Raw genomic sequence first — 24,142 nt, forward strand, 5'->3', positions numbered from 1 at the left:
CCTTGTGGGAGCGACGTAAGTCGCGATCCGTCGTTGGTCGCAGCTGCGCGATCGCGACTTACGTCGCTCCCACAGGAACCCTGCTCGCCCATCGCGAGCGCTCAGGCCCCGTAGGATGCGGTGAGCAAGGCGAACCGCATCGCGCATCCCACGAGTCGCGTTGAATCGTCAGCCCTGCGGCGGCAGCGCCGGCTGCAACAGGGCGATGGTCTTGGCCAGTGCGCCGCGGCCGAGCTCGACCAGGGAGCGCCCGGCCGCGACCATCTGCGCGCGTTGCGCCGGATCGGCGAGCAGGCGCTCGATCTCGGCCTGCACCGCCTCGGCGTCGGCGCCGATACGCAGTGCGCCGGCGGCTTCCAGGCGCTCCGCGATCTCGACGAAGTTGTGCAGGTGCGGGCCGGTGACGATGGGGGTGCCGGTCGCCGCCGGCTCCAGCAGGTTGTGGCCGCCGATCGCCTGCAGGCTGCCGCCGACGAAAGCGACGTCGGCGCCGGCGTAGAAGCACATCAGCTCGCCCAGGGTGTCGATCACGAACACGTCGTCGCCGCGCTGCGGCCAGCGCACGCGCGAACGCGTCGATACGGTCCAGCCGGCGGCGCGCGCCGATTCGGCCACGACCCGGAAACGCTCGGGATGGCGCGGCGCCCATAGCAGCAGCAGCTCCGGGAAACGCAGGCGCAGGCGGCGGTGGATCGAGATCACCGCGGCCTCTTCATCCTCGTGGGTACTGGCGGCGATCCAGACCGGGCGAGTACCGCTGTGGCGGCGGCACTCGGCGGCGAACTCGTCCAGGGCTTCGGGCACGGAGACGTCGAATTTGAGGTTGCCGGTCTCGACGATCTGCTCCGGGCGTGCGCCCAAGCGCAAGAAGCGCTCGCCATCGGCACGCGACTGCACCGCGACGGCACGCACCGTGCGCAATGCGCGCGCGACCAGCGAGGCCAGCACCCGGTAGCCGCGCAGCGAGCGTTCCGACAGGCGCGCGTTGACGATGTAGGTCGGAATGCCGCGGTCGCGGCAGCCGAACAGCAGGCTGGGCCAGAGCTCGGTTTCCATGATCAGCGCCGCGCAGGGGCGGTGATGCTGAAGGAAGCGCGACACCGCACCGGGCAGGTCGTAGGGCAGGTAGACATGCTCGACGCTGTCGCCCCAGGCCGCACGCGCGCGGTCCGAGCCGGTCGGGGTGATCGTGGTCACCAGCAGGCGCAGGTCGGGGCGGCCGCGGCGCAGCGCATTGACCAGCGGGATCGCGGCGTTGACCTCGCCCACCGAGACCGCGTGCAGCCACAGGGTGCGGGTATGGGCCGGGCCGCGGTAGATCGCGTAGCGCTCCAGCCAGCGCTGGAAATAGGCGGGCTGGCGGAAGCCGCGCCAGATCAGGTGATAGACCGTGACCGGCGCCAACAGGTACAGCGCGACCGAATACAGGCCGCGCAACAGGCGTTCGATGAAGTCAATCCGCATGCGCCAAGGATAAGCGCTCCGCGCCCGCACGACGGTCGCCGCGGTTGCGAAAAGCGCGTTTGCGGCCCGGATCGGCCAACCTCGGCGCAACGCCGGTGCCGTTCCGCGACCGCGTTAACTCGCGGGCCTCTAAACTATCGGCCATGAGCGCAACCCAGCTGCCCCCTCCCCCGCGCGGTCCCAAGCATTGGCCGATGTGGCTCGCTCTCGCCGGCATGTGCCTGGGCGCACGCCTACCCTGGGCGTTGCAACGCGCGCTGGGCGGGCTGTTCGGCGCATTCGCGCTGCGCGTGGCCGGCGAGCGCCGGCGCGCGGCGCAGATCAACCTGGCACTGTGCTACCCGGAAAAGAGCGAGGCCGAGCGCGAGGCCCTGCTGCGCGAGAGCTTCCGCGACCTGGGCATCGGCCTGTTCGAGTTCGCCCGCGCCTGGTGGGGCTCGGTCGCGCCGATGCGGCGCACGGTGCGGATCGAGGGCCTGGAGCTGATCGACGAAGTGCGCGCGCAGGGCCGTGGCGTGCTGCTGATCTCCGGCCATTTCATGACCCTGGAGATGTGCGGGCGGCTGATGTGCGACCACCTGCCGCTGGCCGGCATGTACCGCCGCCATCGCAGCCCGGTGTTCGAATGGGCGGTCAAGCGCGGCCGTCTGCGCTACGCCGCGGCCATGTACACCAACGAAGAGATCCGCCCGGCGATGCGCCACCTCAAGCAGGGCGGCTTCTTGTGGTACGCGCCCGACCAGGACATGCGCGGCAAGGACACGGTATTCGCGCCGTTCTTCGGCGTGCCTGCGGCGACCATCACCGCGACCCACCAGTTCGCACGGCTCAGCGGCTGCGCGGTGGTGCCGTTCTTCCATCGCCGCGAAGGGGGCGACTACGTGCTGCGCCTGGGTGCGCCGCTGGCGGACTTCCCGTCCGCCGACGCCACCGCCGACAGCGCGCGCGTCAACGCCCAGATCGAGGCGATGGTGCGCGAGGCGCCGAGCCAGTACCTGTGGATCCACCGCCGCTTCAAGCGCCGGCCGCCAGGCATGGTCTCGCCGTACAAGCCCAGGCCCGACGACAGCGACGATCGCGACTGAGTTCGCGTCCGCAACGCGCGGGGCTCAGGCCCCGGTGCCGCTCTCGTCGCGTTCGCGCAAGGGCTGCGCCAGCAGACTGCCGGCGTACAAGGCCACCAGCAGCAAGGCCACGCCGCCCCAGAAGGTCGAATAAAAGGCCAGATGGGTGTTGAGCGGGAACAGCGTGACCGCCACTGCGAGCAAGGCCGGACGTGCGCGTTCGCGCGCGGCGGCGTCGGCGTAACGCCAGGCGCGCCAGGCCAGGGCCACGCCCGCCATCCACATCAGCAGACCGAAGGCCCCGGTTTCGCTGAGCACTTCCAGCACCACCTGATGCGCATGCAGCGCCGGGCCGTAGCCCCAGGCGGCCTGCTTGCCGGGATCGGGGTCGCAGGCCGGGAAGGCTTCGCGGAAGCCGCGCGCGCCGACACCGTTGATCGGATTCTCGCGCACCATGCACAGCGCCGCGCCCCAGATCCGCGTGCGTCCGGACAGCGCGCTGTCCACGCCTTCGGCATCGGCGCTGCGGACCAGGGTGGTGCGGGCGATGCGCTCGCGCACCTGCGGCGAGACCATGGCAATGGTCGCCACCGCGATCGCGCCGAACGCGAACACGCCCAGCAGCCGCTTCCAGCCCAGCAGGCCCCAGCCCGACAGCACCAGCACCAGCGCATAGGTGATCCACGAGGCGCGCGAACCGGCCAGCACCACCACCAGGCCGACCGCGGCGGCCGCGATCAACCAGCCGGCCATGCCGTAACGACGGCCGCCGGCGTACAGCGCGAACGGCGACAGGCTCGCCAGCACCTGGCCGAGCTTGAGATTGCAGGGGCCGAGCACGCCGCTGAGACGGTCGACGCCGGCGGTTTCCTCCGGCGTGCACATGCCGTGGCCGCTGATGCCGTGCTTGATCGCGTCCATCGCCGAGAACAAGGGGCTGGCGCCGGTCAGCGCCTGCAGCAGCGCGTCCACCGTCCAGATCGCGACGATCACCGCCAGGCCGCCGAAGATGGTGCGGCGCCCGCGCGGGTTGGCCACCGCCGACGCGGCCAGCCACAGGAACGGCAGGTAGCGGATGTCTTCCAGCGCCTTGCGCAACGCGTGCGGCGCATCGACCGCGTCGAACGCGGACACCAGTTCGGGCAGCCAGTAGGCGAAGAACAGCACGCTGGTCAGGGCCCAGGCCGGATTGCTCAGCAGTTGTCCGCCGCTGCGGAAACGCGAGGCGATCAGGTACACGATCGCGGCCAGCGCGCCCAGCACCAGCACCGCTTCGGCATAGCCCGGCGCCGGCCACAAGGCGACGTAGGCGAGGATCCAGGCCGGTGCCCAACGCCAGCCATGGGCGGCGCCCGCCGGCTTCGGCGGGTTGGGATCGACCCAACGCGAGTCAGCGCGGTCGGCGGGGGAATTCGGCGTAGACGCCAAGCGTGGCCTCCTGCATCGCACGCAAGGAATACTCCATCGTATCCGTTGCCGACGGCGGATGCGTTAGCAATTCGCGAGCCGCGGCCTGCAGTGCGTCGGCGTCGAAGGGTGCGACCGCACCGCGCGGCTGCAGCCGCGCCAGCAATTCGCCGACGCCGCCGTGGGCCCAGCCGAGCACCACGCGGCCGACCGACAGGGCCTCGACCACGGTGCGGCCGAAGGCTTCGGGTTTGCGCGACAGCTGCAACACCAGATCGGAGGCGGCGTAGGCGCGCGCGATCGCGTCGGTGGGCGCGGTGAAGGCGATCGCGTCGGCGATGTTCAAAGCCGCGGCCTCACGTTCGAGTTCGGCGATGTAGGCCTCGCGCCCGGCTTCGCGCGCGCCGGGCAGCCACAGGCGCGCGTCGCTGCCGTCGCCGCGCAGCACGGCCAGCAGGTTCAGGGCATCGGCGTGGCCCTTGAGCCGGGTGCCGCGGCCGGGCAGCAGCAGCAGCGGTCCCGCGCCGGCGAGCGCGGGATGCGCAGCCGCGGCCCAGGCGCGCGCGTCGCGGTCCGGCATCGGCGCGCGCGGGAACGCGGCCGGGTCGATGCCGCGCGGGATCGTGCGCAGCTTGCCGGGGTCGGTGCCGGGATACTGCCGCAGCACGTAGTCGCGCACGGTGTCGGACACGCAGATCACGCGCTCGCCGCTGGCCATCACCGCGCTGTAGCGCGAGGGCGAGTTGAGACCGTGCACGGTGGTGACGAAATGCGGCCGCGCCGCGGCGGGCATGCCGCGCAGGGCCAGGCGCGCGAGCCAGGCCGGCAGGCGCGAACGGGCGTGGACGATATCGGCATCGGTGTCGGCGAACACACGCCGCAGCGTGCGTGCGTGGCGCAGGCTCGCCAGCGACTTGCGGCCGATGTCGAGCGTGATGTGCTCGGCGCCGCTGGCCAGCAGCCGCGGCAGCAGTCGGCCGCCGGCGGACACCACGATCGCGCGATGCCCGGCGCGCACCAGCGCGTCGGCGATCTCGAGGGTGGAACGTTCGACGCCGCCCGACTCCAGGGCCGGCAGCAACTGCACTACGGTCAGCCGGCGCACGCGGAACCTGCTGCGTCGCCGCGGTGGCTCAGTCGTCGACCAGGGTGAAGTGCGCGCCGCAGTACGGGCACTGGCATTCGCGTTCGGCCTCGATCGGCAGGTACACGCGCGGATGCGAGTTCCACAGCGCCATCGACGGCAGCGGGCAGCTCAGCGGCAGGTCCGCACGCGTGACGGTGTAACGCTGCTCGGCGTTGGCCTGGGTGGGATGGGCGTTGGCTGCGGTCATGACGGACGACGGGTGGCGACGCGGAGGCGGCAGTTTAACAGGTGCGCCGCGTGGGGCCGCGGTTTTAGCCCCCTCTCCTGCTTGCGGGAGAGGGGTTGGGGTGAGGGTCGGAGCGAGCGCGCGACTCCAACCTCATCCCGGACCCTCATCCGCCCTTCGGGCCCCTTCTCCCGCAAGCGGGAGAAGGGAACATCAAAAGCACTGCGTGACGTAGCCCCTCTCCCGCTTGCGGGAGAGGGGTTGGGGTGAGGGCTGCCGCGAGCGCGCGGCTCCAACCTCATCCCGGCCCCTCATCCGCCCTTCGGGCACCTTCTCCCGCAAGCGGGAGAAGGGAACATCAAAAGCGCTGCGTGACTTAGCCCCTCTCCCGCTTGCGGGAGAGGGGTTGGGGTGAGGGCCGGCGTGAGCGCGCGGCTCCCATCTCAACCCAAACCCTCAGCCGCTACTGCGCGGGCAGATCGAAAAACAACAGATTCGCCGGCTCATCACCGAGCCCGACGATCCGCAGCGAACCGCTTTCCTCGCGATACCCCAAGGCATCGCCCGCCAGCAGCCTTCGGCCATTGGCCTCGACCTCGCCCTCGGCCACGTGCAGCCAATACAACCGCGCCGGATCGAGTTCGCGCTGCAGGGTATCGCCCCGAGCCGGACGGGCGCCGTGCAGCCAGGCCCGTTGCCGGATCGCGATGCTGCCCTGCGCCCCGTCGGGCGAAGCCAGCAAGGTCCAGCCGTCGCCGCCGGCCGCGCCGGCATCGGCTTCGCGCTGGGCGTAAGCGGGCTTGGCGTTGAGCCGATCGGGCTGGATCCAGATCTGCAGGAAGTGCACCGGCTGCGCGTCGGAAGCGTTGTACTCGCTGTGTTCGACGCCGTGGCCGGCGCTCATCCATTGCAGCTCGCCGGGGCGGATGGTGCCGCCCCCGCCGCTGCTGTCCTTATGGGCGAGACCGCCGCTGAGCACGTAGCTCAGGATTTCCATGTTGGCATGGCGGTGCGGCGGGAAACCCGCGCCGGCGGCGACGCGGTCCTCGTTGATCACCCGCAATGGGCCGAAGCCCATCCAGGCCGGGTCGTAGTAACCACCGAAGGAAAACGTGTGGCGACTGTCCAGCCAGCCGGCCTGAGCACCACCGTTCGGAGCGCGGCCGCGGTCGGCGGAAGGGCGTTCGACGATCATGCGATTACTGCTTCGCGGCGTCCGGCTTCGGCACGATCGCTTCGGTGGTGATGTGGATCGTCACCTCGTCGCTGACGTTGGGCACGTACTTGGCGATACCGAAATCGCTGCGCTTGATCGTGGTGCTGGCGTCGAAGCCGGCGGCGGCGCGCTTGGCCAAGGGCTGCTCGCCGACCTTGTTGATGGTCACGTCCAGCACCACCGGCTTGGTCACGCCGTGCACGGTCAGGTCGCCGCTGACCTTGAGCTTCTTGTCGCCCGCGGCCTCGACCTGGGTGCTCTTGAAGGTGATGGCCGGGTACTTGGCGGCGTCGAAGAAATCTTCGCTGCGCAGGTGCTCGTCGAACGCGGCGACGTGCGAGTTCAGGCCGGCCAGCGGAATGGTGACCTCGACCGACGACGACGACGGCTTGGCCGGATCGTAGGTGATGCTGCCGTCGACCTGGCCGAAATGGGCGATCGGGTTGGAGAAGCCGAAGTGGCTCCAGCTGGCGACGACGTCGGTGTGGTTGGCGTCGATCTTGTAGGTCAGCGGAGCGGCCGCGGCGGCGCCCGCGAAGGCGAACGCGAGGACGGTGGCGAGCAGGGTGCGCTTCATGGCGGTTGTCTCCGGATACGTGAATGGGGTGGCGGGCGTATTGCGGTGGATCACAGGATCTGCGCGACTTCGTCGAAGGACAAGCGCGGCGAGCGCGGGAACAGCTTGGACACGTCGCCGTGGCCGAGGTTGATCAGGAAGTTGGACTTGATCGGGGTGCCGGCGAAGAACGCCGCGTCGACCTTGGCGTTGTCGAAGCCCGACATCGGGCCGGCGTCCAGGCCCAGCGCGCGCGCGGCCAGGATCACGTAGGCGCCCTGCAGGCTGCCGTTGCGGAACGCGGCGGCGCTGCGGCCTTCGCGCGGGCCGTCGAACCAGGCCTTGGCGTCGGTGTGCGGGAACAGATAAGGCAGCTTCTCGTGGAAGTCCTCGTCGTGGGCCACGATCACCGTCACCGGAGCCTTCATGGTCTTCTCCAGGTTGCCCTCCGACAGCGCCGGGCGCAGCTTCTCCTTGGCCTCCTGGGACTTCACGAACACGTAGCGGCCCGGCGACATGTTGGCGCTGGTGGGCGCCCACTTCATCAGGTCGTAGAGCGCGCGCAGGGTGTCGTCGCTGACTTCGCCGCCGAGTTCGTTATGGGTGCGCGCGGTGCGGAACAGCTGGTCCAGGGCAGCATCGGACAAGGTCGAGGACATTGGGGTCTCCAGGTGGTGCCGGAGCAGGAGCGCCGCGGCCAGGTGCGGAAGTGTAGAGTCCAGGCGGTTAAGCAACGCCGCCATCGCCGGAACGGATTGATAGCACCCGTGCAACAAACGAAGCCATCCAGCCCGGTTATATCCATGGATGAAACTTGGATCTTGACCGACGGACATGCCGGCAATGTCCGCCAAGCCCAGGCCCTGGCCGCCGCGCTGGGCCGGCCGGGACGGGAATTCACCCTGCAACCGCAGCTTCCCTGGGCCTGGACCGCGCCGCGCCGGCTACCGGGTGCGGCCCACGCCTTCGGCCCGGCCTTCGCTCAGGCACTGGCTTCGCCACCCGCGCTGGCGATCGGTTGCGGTCGCCAGGCCGCGCTCGCCACCCGCCTGCTGCGCGCACGCGGGGCGCGCGCGGTGCAGATCCTCGACCCGCGCATCCCCAGCCGGCATTGGGACCTGGTGATCGCGCCCGAGCACGACGGTCTCGTCGGCGACAACGTCCTGAGCCTGCTCGGCAGCCTCAATCCGGTCGACGACCTCTGGCTCGCCGCCGCACGCAGCGCCTTCCCGGCGTTCGGCGCCCTGCCCTCGCCGCACACCGCTCTATTGCTGGGTGGCCCCAGCGCCCACGCCGCCTTCGACGCGGCGATGTTCGACGCGCTGAGCGCGCAGGTCGCCGCGTGGGTCGAACGCGAAGGCGGCAGCATTCTCGCCACCGCCTCGCGCCGCACGCCGGCGCCGGTGCGCGAACGCCTGCGCGGCCACTTCGCACGCGTGCCCGGCGTGGTCTGGGCCGGCCCCGAGGATGGCGCCAATCCCTACGCCGGCCTGCTCGGCTGGGCCGACCGCGTGGTCTGCACGGCCGACTCGGTCAATTTGTTGTCGGAAGCGGCGGCGACGACGGTGCCGGTGTACGTCGCCGGGGTCGACGCCTTGGGCGGACGGCCACGGCGATTCGTCGATCGCCTGATCGACAGCGGTCGGGTGCGGCGGCTCATCGATGCGGATGCGCCCGCGGGGTATGCGGTCACGCCGCTGCGGGAAACGGCGCGGGTGGCGGACGAGGTGCGGCGGCGGTTGGGATTGGGGGTTTAAGCAGCCGATGGTGGCTGCGACTTCCGCGGCTCGCGCGTAGCGAGCGAAACCCACGCGGCGATGCGGTTCGCCTTTGGCTCACCGCATCCTACGCAGCTCCGGCCTACGTCCGGACGGCCAAGTCGAAGTAGTCCGTTGCAATTGCAATTCGCTTTGCCGTTGCCGTTGCCGTTGCCGTTGCCGTTGCCGCGGCATTGGAATCCGTTGAGCCGCAACACGACGAGCAACCGTAGACCCGAAGGGCGGCGCGCAGGACGCGCGCCGTTTTTCGAGGAACAGGATGTTCCTTCGAAAAATCCCCGCGCACGCTCCGCACTCGCAAGGGAGGTTTGGTCCCGCTAGCCCTTCTCTTTGGTTACTTTCTCTTGGGCTAGCAAGAGAAAGTGACCCGCACGCGCAGCGGGCGGAAGCTGTTGACTTGAGAATCGAAGCCTTCGTCGAACCTTGGAGTTCGCAATCGTGGCTTACGCCGCTCCCACAGAAGGCAAAAGGAAATCGGAAGCGAAACCATCGCCAGCAAGCGAAGTTCGTGGTCGCGGCTCACGCCGCTCCTACCCCAAGGCGGGTGGCAAGAGAAAGTGGCCCGTATACGTAGCGGGCGGAAGCTGTTGCTTAAGAACGAAGCCAACGAAGTAACTGGGATTCGCGATCGCGGCTTACGCCGCTCCCACAGAAAGCAGAAAGCGAAGCCGATCCGCATCGAAGCCAGCACGCTAACCGAAGTTCGCGGTCGCGGCTCACGCCGCTCCTACCCCGAAGCGGGAGCGGAGCGGCGACAGGGTCAGTCGAACGACAATCCCTGCGCCTTCGCCGCAGCGCGAATCGATGCCCGCGCCGCCTCGACCGCCTCGTCGGGTGCAACCCGCCGCGCACGCCGGTCCAAAGTGCAGTCCAGGCCGCGTGCAAGCAACACCGCATGCGCCGACTGCAAGGAAACCGCGACAGCCTCGTCCAATACCCCGATCGAGCGCGCCACCCCGATCAATCCCGGGGTATCCCTCGGCAGCAACAATTCCGCATGCGCCGACGCCTCGCGCAGCACCAGCGCCTGCAGCAGGAATTCCAGATCGACCAGGCCGCCCTCGCCCTGCTTCAGGTCAAACGCCGCCGCATCGCTGCGGTCGAGTTCGGCGCGCATGCGCAGACGCATCGCCCTCACGTCCTCGCGCACCTTGGCCGGGTCGCGCGCGCGCGCCAGGGTCTGCGCGCGCACGCGCTCGAAGTCCTCGCGCAAGCCGGTATCGCCGGCGACGCCGCGGGCGCGCACCAGGGCTTGATGTTCCCAGGTCCAGGCACGCTCGCGCTGGTAGTCGGCGAAGCTGGTCAGCGACGACACCAGCAGGCCCTTGGCGCCGTCCGGGCGCAGGCGCACGTCGACGTCGAACAAGCGCCCGCCCGCGGTCACCGCGCCCAGCAGGGCGACCACCTTCTGCGCCAGGCGCGCGAACCAGCGCGCGGCTTCCAGCGGACGCGCGCCGTCGGAATGCACGCCCTCCAGCGCGCCGCCCGCGGCGTCCGCGCGCGGTGCGTCGTACAGGAACACCAAGTCGAGGTCGGAACCGAAGCCCAACTCTTCGCCGCCCAGGCTGCCGTAGCCGAGCACGACGAAACGCGAGCCCGGTACCTGTCCGTGCGCAGCGGCGACTTCGCGCTCGGCCAGGGCGAGCACGCGCAGCACCACGCCGTCCGCGAGCCAGGCCAGCTGGCGCGCGCTTTCCTCGGCCGACTGGCGGCCGTCGCGCAGCGCCAGGGCGATGCGGAAACTCAGGGCCTGGCGCACTTCGTTCAAGGCCTGCAGGGTGGCTTCGGTGTCGTCGCCCTCGTCGACCTCGGCGCAGGCGGCGAGCAGTTCGACGCGGCCCGGCAGCGGACCGACGACGCGCGCGTCCAGCAGTTCGTCCAGCAGCAGCGGGTGCGCGGCCAGGCGTTCGGCCAGCAGGGCGCTGCGCGTGACCGCTTCGAGCAGGCGCGCGAGCGCGGCCGGTTGTTCGTCGAGCAGGGCCAGGTAGGCGCTGCGGCGCAGGACGTTGTGCAGCAGCGCGAGCAGGCGCTTGAGCGCCAGCATCGGCTGCGAGGACAGCGCCGCGCCTTGCAGCAACGCCGGCAGGACCCGGTCCAGGCGGGTACGCGCGCCGTCGGACAGGCCGCGCACGCCGGGGCTGCGGGCGAGGTCGCGCAGCATGGCGTCGGCCGCGGCGGCATCGTCGAAACCGGCGTCGGCCAGCACCGCGGCCTCACCGGCTTCGGGCAGTGCGCGCCAGTACGCGGTCAGGGCGTTGGGCGCGACCACGCGCCGACGCGGCGCGAGCAGGGCGTCGAACTCGGCGGTCACGCGCGCGCGACGCAGGTCCAAGGCGACGCGCAAGGCGTCCCAGTCGGCGTAGCCCAGGCCTTCGGCGATGCGTACGCGATCGGCTTCGGCGTCGGGAAGGGCGTGGGTCTGGGCGTCGCGCAGCATCTGCAGGCGGTTTTCCAGGCGGCGCAGGAAACGGTAGTCGTCGGCCAGCGCGGCGCCGGCGGCTTCGCCGATCTGGCGTTGCGCGACCAGTTCGTGCAGCGCCGGCAGCAGGCGGCGGCCGCGCAGTTCGGCCTCGCGGCCGCCGCGGATCAGCTGCAGGGCCTGGACCAGGAACTCGATCTCGCGGATCCCGCCCGGGCCGCGCTTGATGTCGTCGGCCAGTTCCTTGCGCGCGACTTCCGCGCTGATCGCGGCCTTCATGCTGCGCAGACCGTCGAGCGCTCCGAAGTCGAGGTAGCGCCGGTACACGAACGGCCGCAATGCCTCCAACAAGCGCTCGCCGGCCTCGAGGTCGCCGGCGACCGGGCGCGCCTTCTGCCAGGCGTAGCGCTCCCAGTCGCGGCCCTCGCGCTGGAAGTACTGCTCCATCGCCGCGAACGACCAGGCCAGGCGGCCGGCGTTGCCGTAGGGCCGCAGGCGCAGATCGACGCGGTGGCAGAAGCCTTCGGCGGTGACTTCGTCGAGCAGCCGCGCCAGTTGCTGGCCGAGCTTGGCGAAGTAGTTCTCGGCGTCCAGCGCACGCGCCGGATCGCGGCCGTCGTGCTCGGTGCTGCCGTCGTGCTCGTAGGCGTACACCAGGTCGACGTCGGAACTGAAGTTGAGTTCGCTGCCGCCGAGTTTGCCCAGGCCGAACACCACCAGCCGCTGCGGCGCGCCGTCGCGGTCGCGGATCACGCCGTAGCGCTGCGCGAACTCGGCTTCGAGCGCGGCGAGTGCGCGCTGCAGGCAGATCTCGGCCAGTTGCGTGCTGCCGACCAGGGTCGCGTCGACGTCGTCCAGGCCGAGCGCGTCGCGCCAGATCAGTCGGGTGGAACCGGCGGCGCGGTAACGGCGCAGCAGGCTGCCCCAGTCGGCGCGCTGTTCGGGCAAGAGCTCGGGCACCGGCCAGGGCTCGGCGCCGTCGTCGGCGGCCAGCGCCAGCAGCAGCGCGGGTTGCCGGGCCAGGGTGTCGATGGCGAAATCGCTGATCGCGGCGACCCGGGCCACGCGCTGCGCCAGCGCCGGCTCGGACAGCGCGGCGGCGGCTTCGGCCGCGGAGGCGCGCAGGCGCGTGAGCGCGCGATCGGCCACGTCGGATTGGCTCGGGCCGGGTTGAGCGGGGCTCGGTGGGGCCGGAGTCGGCCGCGTGGAACCAGGTTGGGCCGGGCCGGATTGCGGCGGAACGGATACGGACATGCGGCGATGATGGCATGGCCGCCGCCGCACTCGGCAGCGCGAAACAGCGAACGCCCGCCGCGCTCGGCGCGACGGGCGTCCGCATCGCCGCGCCCGGTCACCTCGGTCGCGGCGCCCCTGCGCGGTGGCTGCTCAACGCAGCGAATCGTCGGCGTTCACGCGCCCCATGCCGAAGAACTCATCGATGCCGGGCGAGCCGAGGTCGGCCGCGCCGTGCCTGAGCGCATCCTCCACCCGCGAGACCTGCAGCTCGCGCCGGCGGCGCCGATGATCAGCGCCGCGATCGCCGCGCCGATCCGCGGATATCGCGCCCGTACCTGATCGCCGGCGGCGGTGATCTTGTTGGCGAGCGCGGCGCTGAAGTTCAGTGCCTTCGCCTGTACGACGTACGTCGCCGCATGCGCATTGCCCGCCGCCAGCGCTACCGCGCACGATGTCGATGTCGATGTCGATGTCGATGTCGAAGATTTCATAAGCCTTCTCCTGGACAAGAGCGACTTACGTCACAGTCATCCCCGGCGCGGACGCAGCGTAGGCCTATGCGGACAGGGTCTCAAGGCACGGATTCGCGGCCGAAAACGGCCACCGCACGTCGTGCGGCGGCGGCGCGATTCTTGCCGCGGGCGCGGCGGCGTGGAGGGGCCAGGAGGTGTGGGTAGTAAAGGCGCGGCGGCGAGGGCGCGGCAGTAAAAACTGCAGGCAATAAAAAAGCCCGCTCCGGTCGAACCGGTTGCGGGCCTGCTCCCTCCCCCACGTCGGGATGCGGGGCGATCGTGAAGGAAACGTTATCCCCTTTGCACGCTGCACTGCAAAACAATACCCGCCAGTTCAAAAAGCCCAAAGATTCAGGCAGTTACCTGAATAGGGGCCGGCCCGCGCCGGAACCGGCTCAGGCGCAACTGCGCCAGGACCGCGCGCGCCGCGGTTTCGCCGGACTCGCAGCCGCCCTCCATGAAGCCCTGGGTGTCGAGCGCGCAGTGCTCGCCGGCGAAATGCAGGCCGCCGACCGACTCGCCCATCGCCCCGCGCAAACCGGTCCAATCGCCGGGGCGCAGGCAGGCGTAGCTGCCCAGGGTCCAGGGATGGCTGGGCCAGTGGAAGCGCACCTCGCGCGCGCCGGCGCGGGCCTGGATCAGCCCGGGGAACACGCGATCCAGCGCCGCGGTGGCGGCGTCGGCCTGTTCGCGCGCTGTGCCTTGGCCGAGGTCGATGCCATGCCGGCCTCCGGTGAAATTGGTCAGCACGCCGCCGTTGCCGGCCTGCTTGCGCGAGGTCTCCCAACTGGTCTGGTAGGCCAGGTCGCTCATCGAGGCGCCGTTGGCGCCGTGCTCGCGCCAGACCCGGCGGTCGTAGCCGATCATCAGCTTGGCGTTGCTGCCGTAGGCCAGGGTGTCGATCGCGCGGCGCTTGACCGGCGGCAGTTCGACCCGGATCGCGACCTGGCGCAGCAGGGTGAACGGCAAGGCCAACACCGCCTGCCGGGCGAACACCTGGCGCGACCCCGCGCCGCTGCGGAAGGACAGCGCGTAGCCGCCGGCTTCGGCGCGCACCGATTCCAGCACCTGTCCGGTCTCGACCGCGTCCTCGAGCCTGGCGCCCAAGCCGCGCACGATCAGGTCGTTGCCGCCGGGCACGTGGTAGCGCTCGTCGCTTTCGCCGAACACCGCGAAGGCGTCGTCGCCGGTGCCGATGAAGGTCAGCAGGTTCAACGCCGATTGCGCTTCGATCGCCAGGCCCATCTCGGTGGTGTAGGCGACGTCGATCAGCTTGCGCAGCCAGCCGCCGACCTGGTTGGCGTCCAGCCATTGCGCGATCGACTGGCGGTCGAGCGCCTGCGCGCCCTGGGCGTCGCGGTAGGTGATGTCGCCGTCGCCGAGCCGGGCCATGTCGCGTTCGATCAGGGCTGCGACCGGTACGAAGGCCTCGACCAGTTCGCGCTCGCCGATGCCGCGGCCGTCGAAGTACCAGCGGTCGGCGCCGCTATCGCCGTCGAGCAGATCGTCCAGAGTCAGGCCGAGCTCGCCGGCCAGGGCGCGGATACGGACGTGGTTGCTGTCGATCAGTTCGCCGCCGAGTTCGACGACCTGCCCGTCCGGGAAGTGATCGCGCAGGCTGTGCATGCGCCCGCCGACCCGGCCCTGGGCCTCGAACACGCGCACCCGTACGCCGGCCTGGCGCAGCCGCCAGGCCGCGGTGAGTCCGGCGATGCCGGCGCCGACCACCACCACTTCCTCGCCCGGCGCGGTCAGCGCGCGCGGCGGCGCCTGCGCGCAGCCGGCCAGCACCAGGCCGGCGCCGGCGCCCTGCAACAGGCGCCGGCGGCGTAGGTCGGTGCGGCGTTGCCGGGCGAACTCGTGCAGTTCGTCCACCGGCTGCGGCGTATGCAGGGAAGCGCGCGCGATCCGGGCCGCGCGGCGCAGCAGGGAATACAGGGGAGTGCGGGCCATACGCGCTTCCTGGGCGGGTTCTGCACGGGCAACGCAGACCGGATCGGGTTCAGGCCAGCGACGCTTTGCGCTGTCCTGGCCGACACGGTTTTGTCGTTGTTAGGGTTCTACGCATGTTCTATAACTGGGAAGTCCTAGCGTCCAAGGAGGAAGCAGACGCCATGCCGCCGCCCCGCAGCACATCCCCCTTCGCTTCCCTACGCACCTGGTGTGCGCTGCCTTTGGGCAGCCTCGCCCTGGCCGCCTGCGCGCATGTGTCGCAGGGCGAGCCGACAGACAAGACCAACCTCAAGGAGGAACCCATGAGCACCACCGCCCAACCCCAGCTCACCGGCGACGACGTCAGCCGGCGCGTGCTGAAACTGATCGAGGGACTCAAGTCCAGCGATCAGCTCACCCCCGAATACGTCGAACAGCAGACCGGCCTGGCCATCCAGCGCGCGGCCGGCCGCGCCGATTCGTTCGGCACCGGCGCCCAACTCACCCCCGACTGGTCGTACAACCTGTACGTGACCAAGCCGGCCGGCGAAGACAAGAACAAGCTGATCTTCGACTTCTCGCGCACCGGCGACGGCAACGCGCCGATGAGCGCGATCTGCGGCGTCGACTTCAAGCAGTACGCCGAAGCGCTCAAGGGCATGGGTTTCCAGGACAGCGTGAGCTACGGCGAACACGGCCGGGTCGACCACTGGCGCTTCCAGCGCCCGTCGCTGTCGCTGCAGGTCTACATCGAGGGCGAGTCCGACGCGACGCCCGAGAAGGCCACCCACCACTGCGTGAAGATGATCACGGTCGAGTAAGGGAAGGATCCCGTCATGCCCATCAGTGCAGATCTACAGAAACTCATCGACGATTTCGGCAAGCAGTCCGGCGTCAGCGCCGATGCCGTCACCAACCTCACCGCCACGATCAACGGCTCGCCGGCCCTGCTCGCGCAGCTCAACGACGTCGTCAGCAAGGGCCATCTGAAGGCCTTCGGCGCGCTGACCGACCCGCACGCCGGCGGCGCCTACCGCAGCGGCGACCAGACCATGCTGCTGCCGATCAAGGGCCTGGAGAAGGCGCCGGGCGGCAGCTACGACGCCGGCAACATGACCTTCGTGCTCGGCCACGAAGTGCAGCACGGCTACTTCCGCGGCGATCGCGCCACCGCCCTGGCGACCTTCGCCACCGACGCCACCGCGATGGCCAAGAGCCCGGCGGCGGTGCACGACTACACCACGATCGTCGGCAAGATGATCCAGACCAACCGCGACGACGAGGCCAAGGCCCACATCGCCGGCTGGAACGCGCTGGTCGGCAACGTGCGCCAGACCAAGCCCACCGCCACGCTCGAAGACGTCTACCTCAAATCGCCCGGCCGCGCCGGCGATTTCATCAACCGCAGCGGCACCGCGCCCAACTTCACCTACGCGATGAAGCCCGACCTGACCGTCGGCGCCGACCTGTCGATGGCCCAGAGCGCCGACAACATCAAGGCGATGGGCAAGTACTACTTCGACATGCCCGGTTCGCAGGCGCGCCTGGGCCATAACGGCAACTCCGACTACGCCAACTACTACGGCGCCAGCTACGTCAGCTACATCAGCCAGCTCGAGCACGCCCACGGCAAGACCGCCGACGGCAGCAAGCCGGCGGTGCATCTGAACATGACCCAGCTCAAGCTCAACGAAAGCCTGATGGAGCAGAACGGCATCGACCTGGGCGCCAACTCGGCCGGTCGTCAGCCCTACGTCGACATCAGCACCAGCACGCCCAAACCCGGCAACTTCGATCACACCAAGACCACCCACCGGGCGGTGCCGATCAATTCGCCGCTGGAAGCGCTGCTGCAGGACGACCACACGCATATCCGCGTCGACCCGCGCAGCAGCGAGCATGCCGACCACAAGCTGTTCTCGGGCATCCGCGACAAGGTCGAGGGCGAGTTCGCGCGCCACGGCCGCAGCATGTCCGAGGGCGACCTCGACCGCATCGCCGCCGGCATGACCCTGGAAGGCAAGCGCAACGGCATCACCAGCCCCGACCACGTCGCGCTCAGCGTCGATCCGGTAACCAAGGAAGTCGGCAAGACCGCGTTCCTGGTCCAGGGCGGGCTCGCCGATCCGGCCCACGTGCGTGTCGGCGTGCCGACCGACAAGGCGCCGCCGACGGAAGAATCCTTCCGCCAGATCGACGCGCTCAACCAGGGCCAGACCCCGGCCCAGCCGGCGCCGCTCAAGGAGCAGCGCCAGGCGCAGTCGATGTAAGACGGCAGCGACCGTCCGTCGGTGCCCTTGCATCGGCGGTCGGCGCGGCGCGGGACGCGCGCGTGCGCGTCCCGTCGCTTTCATGCCTACGCCGCGTCGCGCGCGCGCGACGCGCCTGCGCGTGAGTACGCGGCGAACAGGCGATTCCGCCGGCGCGCGGCGACGCCGATTGCGGCGATGCAGCACGCCTGCGCACGCGAACGCGCCGCCAAGACCGCCGGTGCGCGCGTTCACAGCCGGCTATATGCTCGGATGGCATACCCACTCCGCCATCAGGAGCAATAAGCATGGAACGCACCTCCCTGGACACGACTCCGGGTTCTCATCGCGCGCCGGCGCCGCGCCCGCTCTCGACAGGCACGCTCGCCGCCGCCATCCTCCCCTTGCTCTGCCTGCTCGCATCGCCGCTGATGGCGCAGGACGCCGAGCGCGACCTCGACCAGCCAGTGCAGGCGCGCATGCTGCGTTCCGCCGACGCCAGCAAGCCGCTGCTGAGCCTGACGGCGCAGGGCGCGCGGCCGCTGGACACCCACGAGGCCCGGCTGGACCTGCGCATCGCCTACACCCGCTCGAAGATCTGGAACCCGGAGAGCCAGCGCTACGACGAGGTCAACCTGCGCTCGTACCACAGCCCGGGCACCGACCCGGACGTGCCGTTCGTGGCCCCGACCATCGTGACCTCGCCCGGCGAGACCGTGCGCATCCGGCTGGACAACGACCTGCCCGAGCAGCCCGACTGCAAGCCCAAGAACATCAACGTGCCGCACTGCTTCAACTCCACCAACCTGCATTCGCACGGGCTGTGGGTCAGCCCCACCGGCAACAGCGACAACGTGCTGCTGACCCTGCGCCCGGGCGTGACCTTCGAGTACGAATACAACCTGCCGGCCGATCATCCCGCCGGCACCTACTGGTATCACCCGCACCTGCACGGCTCGACCGCGCTGCAGGTGTCCAGCGGCATGGCCGGCGCTTTGCTGGTGCGCGGCAACCGCCTGCCGGCGGCCGGGCGCACCGGTGACCTGGACACCCTGCTGCGCGATCCCGACGGCAGCGCCCTGCCCGAGCGCCTGCTGCTGTTCCAGCAGGTCGCCTACGCCTGCCGCGACAAGGCCACCGGCAAGATCAAGGTGCGCAAGAACGACGCCGGCCAGACCGTGGCCTGGGTTTGCGACGAGGGCGACCTCGGCGAGATCGAGGGCTACGACCAGTTCGGCTTCGAGCCCGGCGCCACGATCGACACCTGGGTCCAGTCCGGCCGCCACACCAGCATCAACGGCGACGTGCTGCCGACCTTCACCGGCCTGGTCGCCGGCCGCATCGAACGCTGGCGCCTGCTGCACGCGGGCGTGCGCGACACCATCAACCTGCAGCTGCGGGAGCTGCGCCCCAACCACGCCAGCATGGAAGGCCTGTCCGGCGCCGCGCTCGACAACTGGGTGGCGCGCAACTGTACCGGCCCGGTGGTGACGCAGTTCGAAGTGGCCGCCGACGGCCTGAGCCACGCGCGCGCGATCGAGAAGGCCGAGAACGTGCTGCAGCCGGGCTATCGCAGCGACGCGCTCGTGGTCTTCCCCAAGGCCGGCCAGTACTGCGTGATCGACGCCGCCGCGCCGGCCAGCGCCAGCATCACCAATGCCGCCGAGGATCGGCAGCTGCTGGGCGTGGCCACCGTGGCCGCGGGCAGCGGCGCGCCGATCGCGCAGCTGCAGCCCTACGTCACCGATCGTCTGGTCGCGGCCGCCGAAACCCAGATGCCGGCCGACCAGCGCGCCGGCATCGTCGCCGCACTGCGCGACGGCCTGCGCCTGGACGCGTTCGTGCCGCATCCGGACATCGCCGACGGCGAACTCACCGGCAAGCAGACGCTGGAGTTCGACATCGACACCGACCAGATCCCGAACGTCTACAAGGTCGACGGCCACCCCTACGACCCCAGCCAACCGCGCGATCTGGTGCTGGGCGACATCGAGGAATGGGAGCTGACCTCGGCCCGCGGCGGCCACCCCTTCCACATCCACGTCAATCCGTTCCAGGTCTCGCGCATCCTCGACCCGCAGGGCAAGGACGTCAGCGTCAGCGGCGAGAAGAACGATCCGCAGTACGCCGACACCAAGGGCGTGTGGAAGGACACCTTGTTCGTGAAGAAGGGCTACCGCGTGTTCGTGCGCACCCGCTACCAGCGCTACATCGGCGAATACGTCCTGCACTGCCACATCCTCGAACACGAGGACCAGGGCATGATGCAGAACGTGCGCGTGCTGGTGCCCGACGGCAAGGGCGGCGGGATCGACAGCAGCCGGCATCATTGAGGCCAGACGTCGTAGGGTGCGGTGGTAGCCGCACCGGCGTTGGTTCTCGATGCATGGCGACGATGCGGTTCGCCTTCGGCTCACCACATCCTACGGGCGCTTGGTGTTGAAGCGCAGGCCGTAGGGTGCGGTGGTAACCGCACCGGCGCGCGGGCTCGATGCACGGCGACGATGCGGTTCGCCTTCGGCTCACCACATCCTACGGGCTACGGGCGCTTGGTGTTGAAGCGCAGGCCGTAGGGTGCGGTGGTAACCGCACCGACGCGCGGGCTCGATGCATGGCGACGATGCGGTTCGCCTTCGGCTCACCGCATCCTACGGGCGGCTAAGGCTTGCGCGCGCTCGTCCTCGCGCAGGATCCGGCGCAGCTCGATGATCGCCTGCGGCGTCTCCTGCACGCTGTGGCCGGAGGCGATCGCCACCTCCGAGACCGCGCCGTCCAGGTGCGCGCTCGCATACGGCACGTAGCCGTCGCTGGACTGCGCCAGCGGCACGTTCGGGTCCTTGCGTCCGACGATGGTGTGGAAGGGCAGGCCCGGCTCCATGCTCAGTCCCTGGGTCACGTGCATGAACCAGGACGCCGGACTCAGATCGTCGGGACCGGTCGGCGGGCGCCCCTTGCGAAAGCCGACCTTCTGCAAGGCCTGCTCGTCGACATCGGCGCGGCGCGCGAGTTCGGCGGTTTCGCGCAACACCTCGAACGGCAAACCGATCAGCTTGCGCACCACGCGCAGGGCCCAGCCATCGGCGACACCGGCGCCGCGGTGCGGCGAGGCCATGAACACCACGCGTCCGACCTGCGGCATCGGCGCGAACACGGTCAGGCCGCGCACCAGAGGCTCCTGGCGCAAGCGCGCGACCTGCTCGGGCGAGAACGACTCCAGCGTGGCGTCGAGCACGCGTTCGCCGCTGTCGCTGACCAGCAGGCGCGCGATCACCCCGCCCATGCTGTGTCCGACCAATACGGCGTCGCGGCTGGCGGCGTCGTCGCCTTCCGGATCGTAGTGGCGGAAGGTGGACTGCAGCGCCGCATCGATCGATTGCCGGCTCGCGAGCAACCCCAGGTTGGTCGGATAGAACACCTGCCAGACCTGGTAGTGATCGCGCAGTTCGTCGTCGCCGAGCAATTCGTTGGCCAGGTTGACCCAGGCTTCCGGACTGCTCGCCAGGCCGTGGACCAGGATGATCACGCGCTTGTCGGGATCGTAAGGCTGGTTGAGGTAGACGCGCGGCCGGAACGAGGTGCTCTGGCGTGGCCTAAGCAGGCTTTCCAGGCTCAGCTTGGCCAGCTCCGAACGCGCCAGCCACACGCCGTAGGCGGCGGAGAAATTCGCCGCCAGCGGCACGGTGCGGCCGGCGATGGTTTCGCTGTCGATCCGATACGGGTTGTAGGCGTCCAGTCGCAGTTCGCGGCTGGCCAGCACCGCGTCCAGATCGTCGCCGGGGAAGCGCGCCGTCACCGTCACCGGCAGGTAGCGGGTGTCGCGGTAGGCGACCTGGGCCCGCTCGGGATCGCGCTGCGCACGCGGGAACACCGCGACCAGGCTGGTGCCGAAGCCATCGCGCCGATACACCGCGCGCAGGTTGTCGAAGCCCAGCGTGTCGGAAGCCAGCAGTTCGTCGGGCTGCTGGCCGAGCAGGCTGGCCTCGAAACCGTGCAGCGCGACCGTGGTCTGGAACTCGCCGACCCGCACCGGCGAACTGCCGACGCCGCCCTGGGCGCGGCTGCTTTCGAACGTGGCCTGGGCCAGCAGCTCGACCGCGCGGTTGTAGATCGCCAGCACGCGCTGCTGGCGCGATTCGAACACGCGCTGCTCGGGCGTGCGCGGGGTCAGGAACAGGTAGGCATAGGACAGCCGCGCGGCCTCGGTCGCCAGGCGCGTGCGCAGCGGCGATCCGACGGGCTGCGCCTCCTTGTCCGATTGCAGGCGCGCCAGCTGCAGTTCCGCCGATGCGGCCAGCCAGGCCTCGACCGGCGCGGCGCCGCGCATCTGGGCGACGCAGGGATTGGGTTCGCGCGTGCAGGCGCCCTGTTCCAGGCCGGCCGCGGCCAGCGTGGTGGCGGCGTCGGCGCTGAGCTTGCCGCTGCTGAGGACGTCGGAGCGGCGCGCGATCGCGGCGTCGCCGACGGCGTGCTGCTTGACCGAGACCACCGCGCAACCGCTGAGCAGCAGCCACGACAGGGCCAGCACGATCGTCTGGGAGTACCGCCGGCTGGAACGCATCCCGCCTCCGTTGCTGAATCTGGCGGCCATTGTCCGCTGTTGCAGCGCATCCGCAAATCGGGCGAACGGGCGCGAGTCCGCCGACGCGCATCGGCCCGCGCCAAAAAGAAAGGCCCGCACGAGGCGGGCCTTTCCGGATGACGCAGATGGGGCTGGATCAGAAATCCATGCCGCCCATGCCGCCCATGCCACCACCGCCCGGCATCGACGGCTCGTCCTTCTTCGGCAGCTCGGCGACCATCGCTTCGGTCGTGATCATCAGACCGGCGATCGACGCGGCGTTCTGCAGCGCGGTGCGGGTGACCTTGGTCGGGTCCAGGATGCCGAACTCGAGCATGTCGCCGTACTCGCCGTTGGCGGCGTTGTAACCGAACGCGCCCTTGCCTTCCTGGACCTTGTTCAGGATGACCGACGGCTCTTCGCCGGCGTTGGTGACGATTTCGCGCAGCGGAGCTTCCATCGCGCGCAGGGCGATCTGGATGCCGTGGTTCTGGTCTTCGTTGGCGCCCTTCAGGCCCGCGATCGCGGCCTTGGCGCGCAGCAGCGCGACGCCGCCGCCCGGGACGATGCCTTCTTCCACGGCAGCGCGGGTGGCGTGCAGCGCGTCTTCGACGCGAGCCTTCTTTTCCTTCATCTCGATCTCGGTCGAAGCGCCGACCTTGATCACCGCCACGCCGCCGGCCAGCTTGGCCACGCGCTCCTGCAGCTTCTCGCGGTCGTAGTCCGAAGAGGTCTCTTCGATCTGCGCCTTGATCTGCTTGATGCGGGCCTGGATGGCGTCGGCATCGCCGGCGCCGTCGATGATGGTGGTGTTCTCCTTGGAGACCTGCACCTTCTTCGCGCGGCCCAGATCCTTGATCGTGGCCTTCTCGAGCTGCAGGCCGACTTCCTCGGAGATCACGGTGCCGCCGGTCAGCACGGCCATGTCTTCCAGCATCGCCTTGCGACGGTCGCCGAAGCCCGGAGCCTTGACGGCGCAGACCTTGACGATGCCGCGGATGGTGTTGACGACCAGCGTGGCCAGGGCCTCGCCCTCGACTTCCTCGGCGACGATCAGCAGCGGCTTACCGGCCTTGGCGACGCCTTCCAGCACCGGCAGCAGGTCGCGCACGTTGGAGATCTTCTTGTCGTACAGCAGCACGAACGGGTCGTCCAGCTCGGCCGACATCGACTGCTGGTTGTTGATGAAGTACGGCGACAGGTAGCCGCGGTCGAACTGCATGCCCTCGACCACGTCGAGCTCGTTCTCCAGGCCCGAACCGTCTTCGACGGTGATCACGCCTTCCTTGCCGACCTTGTCCATCGCCTGGGCGATCAGGTCGCCGATGTCGGCGTCGGAGTTGGCCGAGATCGCGCCGACCTGGGCGATTTCCTTGCTCGTCGACGACGGCTTGGAGATCTTCTTCAGCTCTTCGACGGCGCCGATCACGGCCTTGTCGATGCCGCGCTTGAGGTCCATCGGGTTCATGCCGGCGGCGACCGCCTTCATGCCCTCGCGGATCAGCGCCTGGGCCAGCACGGTCGCGGTGGTGGTGCCGTCGCCGGCGTTGTCGGAGGTCTTGGAAGCGACTTCCTTGACCATCTGCGCGCCCATGTTCTCGAACTTGTCGGCGAGCTCGATCTCCTTGGCGACGGACACGCCGTCCTTGGTGATCGTCGGGGCGCCGAAGCTCTTCTCGAGCACGACGTTACGGCCCTTCGGGCCGAGGGTGGCCTTGACGGCATTGGCGAGCACGTTGACGCCGCGCACCATCTTGGCGCGTGCGTCCTCACCGAAACGAATTTCCTTGGCAGCCATGTTGCTAACTCCGGATGCGAATTGAGTAGGGGGTTCGAAGACTTCGGACTGCGGTGCGGGTCGGGGCGTCGGCGCAGGCGCTACGACGGCTCGGTTCCCGCAGCCGGATCAGCCGAGGATCGCGAAGATGTCGTCTTCTTTGACGACGAGGTAATCGGTGCCGTCGAGCTTCACTTCGGTGCCGCTGTACTTGCCGAACAGCACCTTGTCGCCGGTCTTGACCTTGGGAGCGCGCACGCTGCCGTTGTCCAGCGCCTTGCCTTCGCCGACGGCGACGACTTCGCCCTTGATCGGCTTCTCGGTGGCCGAATCCGGAATCACGATTCCGCCGGCGGACATCTTTTCTTCTTCCATGCGCTTGATGACCACGCGGTCGTAGAGCGGTTTGATATTCATTGGCAACCTCTAAGTGGTTGAATGGGTGGGGAAAGATCGCGAATTTTAGCAGTCACCCCGGCAGAGTGCCAATGCCGGGGGCAAAAAACGCCCGGCGAACCGGGATAGCCACGAGATGGGGCGGCGGCGGGGCTTTTCAAGCGGGGGGCGATACGGCGGCCGGGTCGGCAGGGTCGAGGCGATGTGATCCGCTGGGTCGGGTCGGGTCGGGTCGGGTCGGGTCGGGTCGGGTCGGGTCGGGTCG

At 69.7% G+C, this 24,142-nt stretch carries 18 protein-coding genes; 5 read left to right on the top strand and 13 right to left on the bottom strand.

Translation table 11 applies throughout. From position 1 onward, the window contains the following. Positions 1-168: 168 nt before the first annotated feature. Positions 169-1,464, bottom strand: coding sequence for a lipid IV(A) 3-deoxy-D-manno-octulosonic acid transferase (waaA, locus tag ASE10_RS05540; protein WP_055904124.1), 1,296 nt, complete (start codon positions 1,462-1,464; stop codon positions 169-171). A 143-nt stretch (positions 1,465-1,607) separates the two neighbouring features. Here waaA and lpxL point away from each other — a divergent pair, with 143 nt between their 5' ends. Further along, on the top strand, positions 1,608-2,549 hold the full coding sequence (gene lpxL / locus ASE10_RS05545) for an LpxL/LpxP family Kdo(2)-lipid IV(A) lauroyl/palmitoleoyl acyltransferase (protein WP_082559720.1): 942 nt from the start codon (positions 1,608-1,610) through the stop codon (positions 2,547-2,549). 24 nt (positions 2,550-2,573) lie between these two features. Here lpxL and ASE10_RS05550 read toward each other — a convergent pair whose 3' ends face one another. The 6 genes from ASE10_RS05550 to ASE10_RS05575 form a co-directional block, all read right to left on the bottom strand. After that, on the bottom strand, positions 2,574-3,845 hold the full coding sequence (locus ASE10_RS05550; RefSeq protein ID WP_055904884.1) for an O-antigen ligase family protein: 1,272 nt from the start codon (positions 3,843-3,845) through the stop codon (positions 2,574-2,576). 73 nt (positions 3,846-3,918) lie between these two features. Beyond that, a complete protein-coding gene (locus tag ASE10_RS05555; protein ID WP_055904134.1) occupies positions 3,919-5,040 on the bottom strand; it encodes a glycosyltransferase in 1,122 nt (373 codons plus the stop codon). Between the two features lie 28 nt (positions 5,041-5,068). Further along, on the bottom strand, positions 5,069-5,269 hold the full coding sequence (locus ASE10_RS05560) for a zinc-finger domain-containing protein (protein WP_031370314.1): 201 nt from the start codon (positions 5,267-5,269) through the stop codon (positions 5,069-5,071). Between the two features lie 442 nt (positions 5,270-5,711). After that, positions 5,712-6,443 carry a pirin family protein gene (locus tag ASE10_RS05565; RefSeq protein ID WP_055904137.1) on the bottom strand — a complete coding sequence of 244 codons (732 nt, stop codon included), beginning with the start codon at positions 6,441-6,443 and terminating at the stop codon, positions 5,712-5,714. 4 nt (positions 6,444-6,447) lie between these two features. After that, entirely contained in the window at positions 6,448-7,041 is a 594-nt protein-coding gene (locus ASE10_RS05570; protein ID WP_055904140.1) for a YceI family protein, read from the bottom strand. Between the two features lie 50 nt (positions 7,042-7,091). Beyond that, positions 7,092-7,679 (bottom strand): malonic semialdehyde reductase, encoded by a 588-nt coding sequence (locus ASE10_RS05575; RefSeq protein WP_055904144.1) that lies wholly within the window; start codon positions 7,677-7,679, stop codon positions 7,092-7,094. A gap of 144 nt (positions 7,680-7,823) precedes the next feature. Between ASE10_RS05575 and ASE10_RS05580 the strand changes: the two genes are divergently transcribed. Continuing rightward, positions 7,824-8,777 carry a mitochondrial fission ELM1 family protein gene (locus ASE10_RS05580; RefSeq protein ID WP_055904147.1) on the top strand — a complete coding sequence of 318 codons (954 nt, stop codon included), beginning with the start codon at positions 7,824-7,826 and terminating at the stop codon, positions 8,775-8,777. A gap of 781 nt (positions 8,778-9,558) precedes the next feature. On the opposite strand, the gene glnE is transcribed toward ASE10_RS05580, so the two are convergent. From glnE to ASE10_RS05595, 3 genes are all read right to left on the bottom strand, one after another. Then, a complete protein-coding gene (gene glnE / locus ASE10_RS05585) occupies positions 9,559-12,342 on the bottom strand; it encodes a bifunctional [glutamate--ammonia ligase]-adenylyl-L-tyrosine phosphorylase/[glutamate--ammonia-ligase] adenylyltransferase (protein ID WP_235567546.1) in 2,784 nt (927 codons plus the stop codon). Positions 12,343-12,626: 284 nt separating this feature from the next. Next, positions 12,627-12,944, bottom strand: coding sequence for a hypothetical protein (locus tag ASE10_RS20020; RefSeq protein ID WP_157481207.1), 318 nt, complete (start codon positions 12,942-12,944; stop codon positions 12,627-12,629). Between the two features lie 372 nt (positions 12,945-13,316). Beyond that, a complete protein-coding gene (locus ASE10_RS05595; RefSeq protein ID WP_056306406.1) occupies positions 13,317-14,918 on the bottom strand; it encodes an NAD(P)/FAD-dependent oxidoreductase in 1,602 nt (533 codons plus the stop codon). A gap of 302 nt (positions 14,919-15,220) precedes the next feature. Between ASE10_RS05595 and ASE10_RS05600 the strand changes: the two genes are divergently transcribed. From ASE10_RS05600 to ASE10_RS05610, 3 genes are all read left to right on the top strand, one after another. Next, positions 15,221-15,718, top strand: coding sequence for a hypothetical protein (locus tag ASE10_RS05600; protein ID WP_156087667.1), 498 nt, complete (start codon positions 15,221-15,223; stop codon positions 15,716-15,718). Positions 15,719-15,733: 15 nt separating this feature from the next. After that, positions 15,734-17,167 (top strand): XVIPCD domain-containing protein, encoded by a 1,434-nt coding sequence (locus ASE10_RS05605; protein ID WP_055904163.1) that lies wholly within the window; start codon positions 15,734-15,736, stop codon positions 17,165-17,167. A gap of 287 nt (positions 17,168-17,454) precedes the next feature. Further along, a complete protein-coding gene (locus tag ASE10_RS05610) occupies positions 17,455-19,479 on the top strand; it encodes a multicopper oxidase family protein (RefSeq protein ID WP_082586053.1) in 2,025 nt (674 codons plus the stop codon). Between the two features lie 305 nt (positions 19,480-19,784). Here ASE10_RS05610 and ASE10_RS05615 read toward each other — a convergent pair whose 3' ends face one another. From ASE10_RS05615 to groES, 3 genes are all read right to left on the bottom strand, one after another. After that, on the bottom strand, positions 19,785-21,704 hold the full coding sequence (locus ASE10_RS05615) for an alpha/beta hydrolase (RefSeq protein WP_056306410.1): 1,920 nt from the start codon (positions 21,702-21,704) through the stop codon (positions 19,785-19,787). Between the two features lie 157 nt (positions 21,705-21,861). Next, positions 21,862-23,502, bottom strand: coding sequence for a chaperonin GroEL (gene groL / locus ASE10_RS05620; protein WP_055904172.1), 1,641 nt, complete (start codon positions 23,500-23,502; stop codon positions 21,862-21,864). 108 nt (positions 23,503-23,610) lie between these two features. Beyond that, positions 23,611-23,898 (bottom strand): co-chaperone GroES, encoded by a 288-nt coding sequence (gene groES / locus ASE10_RS05625; protein ID WP_055904175.1) that lies wholly within the window; start codon positions 23,896-23,898, stop codon positions 23,611-23,613. Positions 23,899-24,142: the final 244 nt, after the last annotated feature.

The organism is Lysobacter sp. Root76, assembly GCF_001428685.1.
Lineage (GTDB): Bacteria > Pseudomonadota > Gammaproteobacteria > Xanthomonadales > Xanthomonadaceae > Lysobacter.

Bases quoted from the DNA above. Each gene is read 5' to 3' on its own strand.
- waaA (WP_055904124.1), bottom strand. From the start codon at position 1,464: ATGCGGATTGACTTCATCGAACGCCTGTTGCGCGGCCTGTATTCGGTC.
- lpxL (WP_082559720.1), top strand. From the start codon at position 1,608: ATGAGCGCAACCCAGCTGCCCCCTCCCCCGCGCGGTCCCAAGCATTGG.
- ASE10_RS05560 (WP_031370314.1), bottom strand. From the start codon at position 5,269: ATGACCGCAGCCAACGCCCATCCCACCCAGGCCAACGCCGAGCAGCGT.
- ASE10_RS05565 (WP_055904137.1), bottom strand. From the start codon at position 6,443: ATGATCGTCGAACGCCCTTCCGCCGACCGCGGCCGCGCTCCGAACGGT.
- ASE10_RS05570 (WP_055904140.1), bottom strand. From the start codon at position 7,041: ATGAAGCGCACCCTGCTCGCCACCGTCCTCGCGTTCGCCTTCGCGGGC.
- ASE10_RS05575 (WP_055904144.1), bottom strand. From the start codon at position 7,679: ATGTCCTCGACCTTGTCCGATGCTGCCCTGGACCAGCTGTTCCGCACC.
- ASE10_RS05580 (WP_055904147.1), top strand. From the start codon at position 7,824: ATGGATGAAACTTGGATCTTGACCGACGGACATGCCGGCAATGTCCGC.
- ASE10_RS20020 (WP_157481207.1), bottom strand. From the start codon at position 12,944: ATGAAATCTTCGACATCGACATCGACATCGACATCGACATCGTGCGCG.
- ASE10_RS05595 (WP_056306406.1), bottom strand. From the start codon at position 14,918: ATGGCCCGCACTCCCCTGTATTCCCTGCTGCGCCGCGCGGCCCGGATC.
- ASE10_RS05600 (WP_156087667.1), top strand. From the start codon at position 15,221: ATGAGCACCACCGCCCAACCCCAGCTCACCGGCGACGACGTCAGCCGG.
- ASE10_RS05605 (WP_055904163.1), top strand. From the start codon at position 15,734: ATGCCCATCAGTGCAGATCTACAGAAACTCATCGACGATTTCGGCAAG.
- ASE10_RS05610 (WP_082586053.1), top strand. From the start codon at position 17,455: ATGGAACGCACCTCCCTGGACACGACTCCGGGTTCTCATCGCGCGCCG.
- ASE10_RS05615 (WP_056306410.1), bottom strand. From the start codon at position 21,704: ATGCGTTCCAGCCGGCGGTACTCCCAGACGATCGTGCTGGCCCTGTCG.
- groL (WP_055904172.1), bottom strand. From the start codon at position 23,502: ATGGCTGCCAAGGAAATTCGTTTCGGTGAGGACGCACGCGCCAAGATG.
- groES (WP_055904175.1), bottom strand. From the start codon at position 23,898: ATGAATATCAAACCGCTCTACGACCGCGTGGTCATCAAGCGCATGGAA.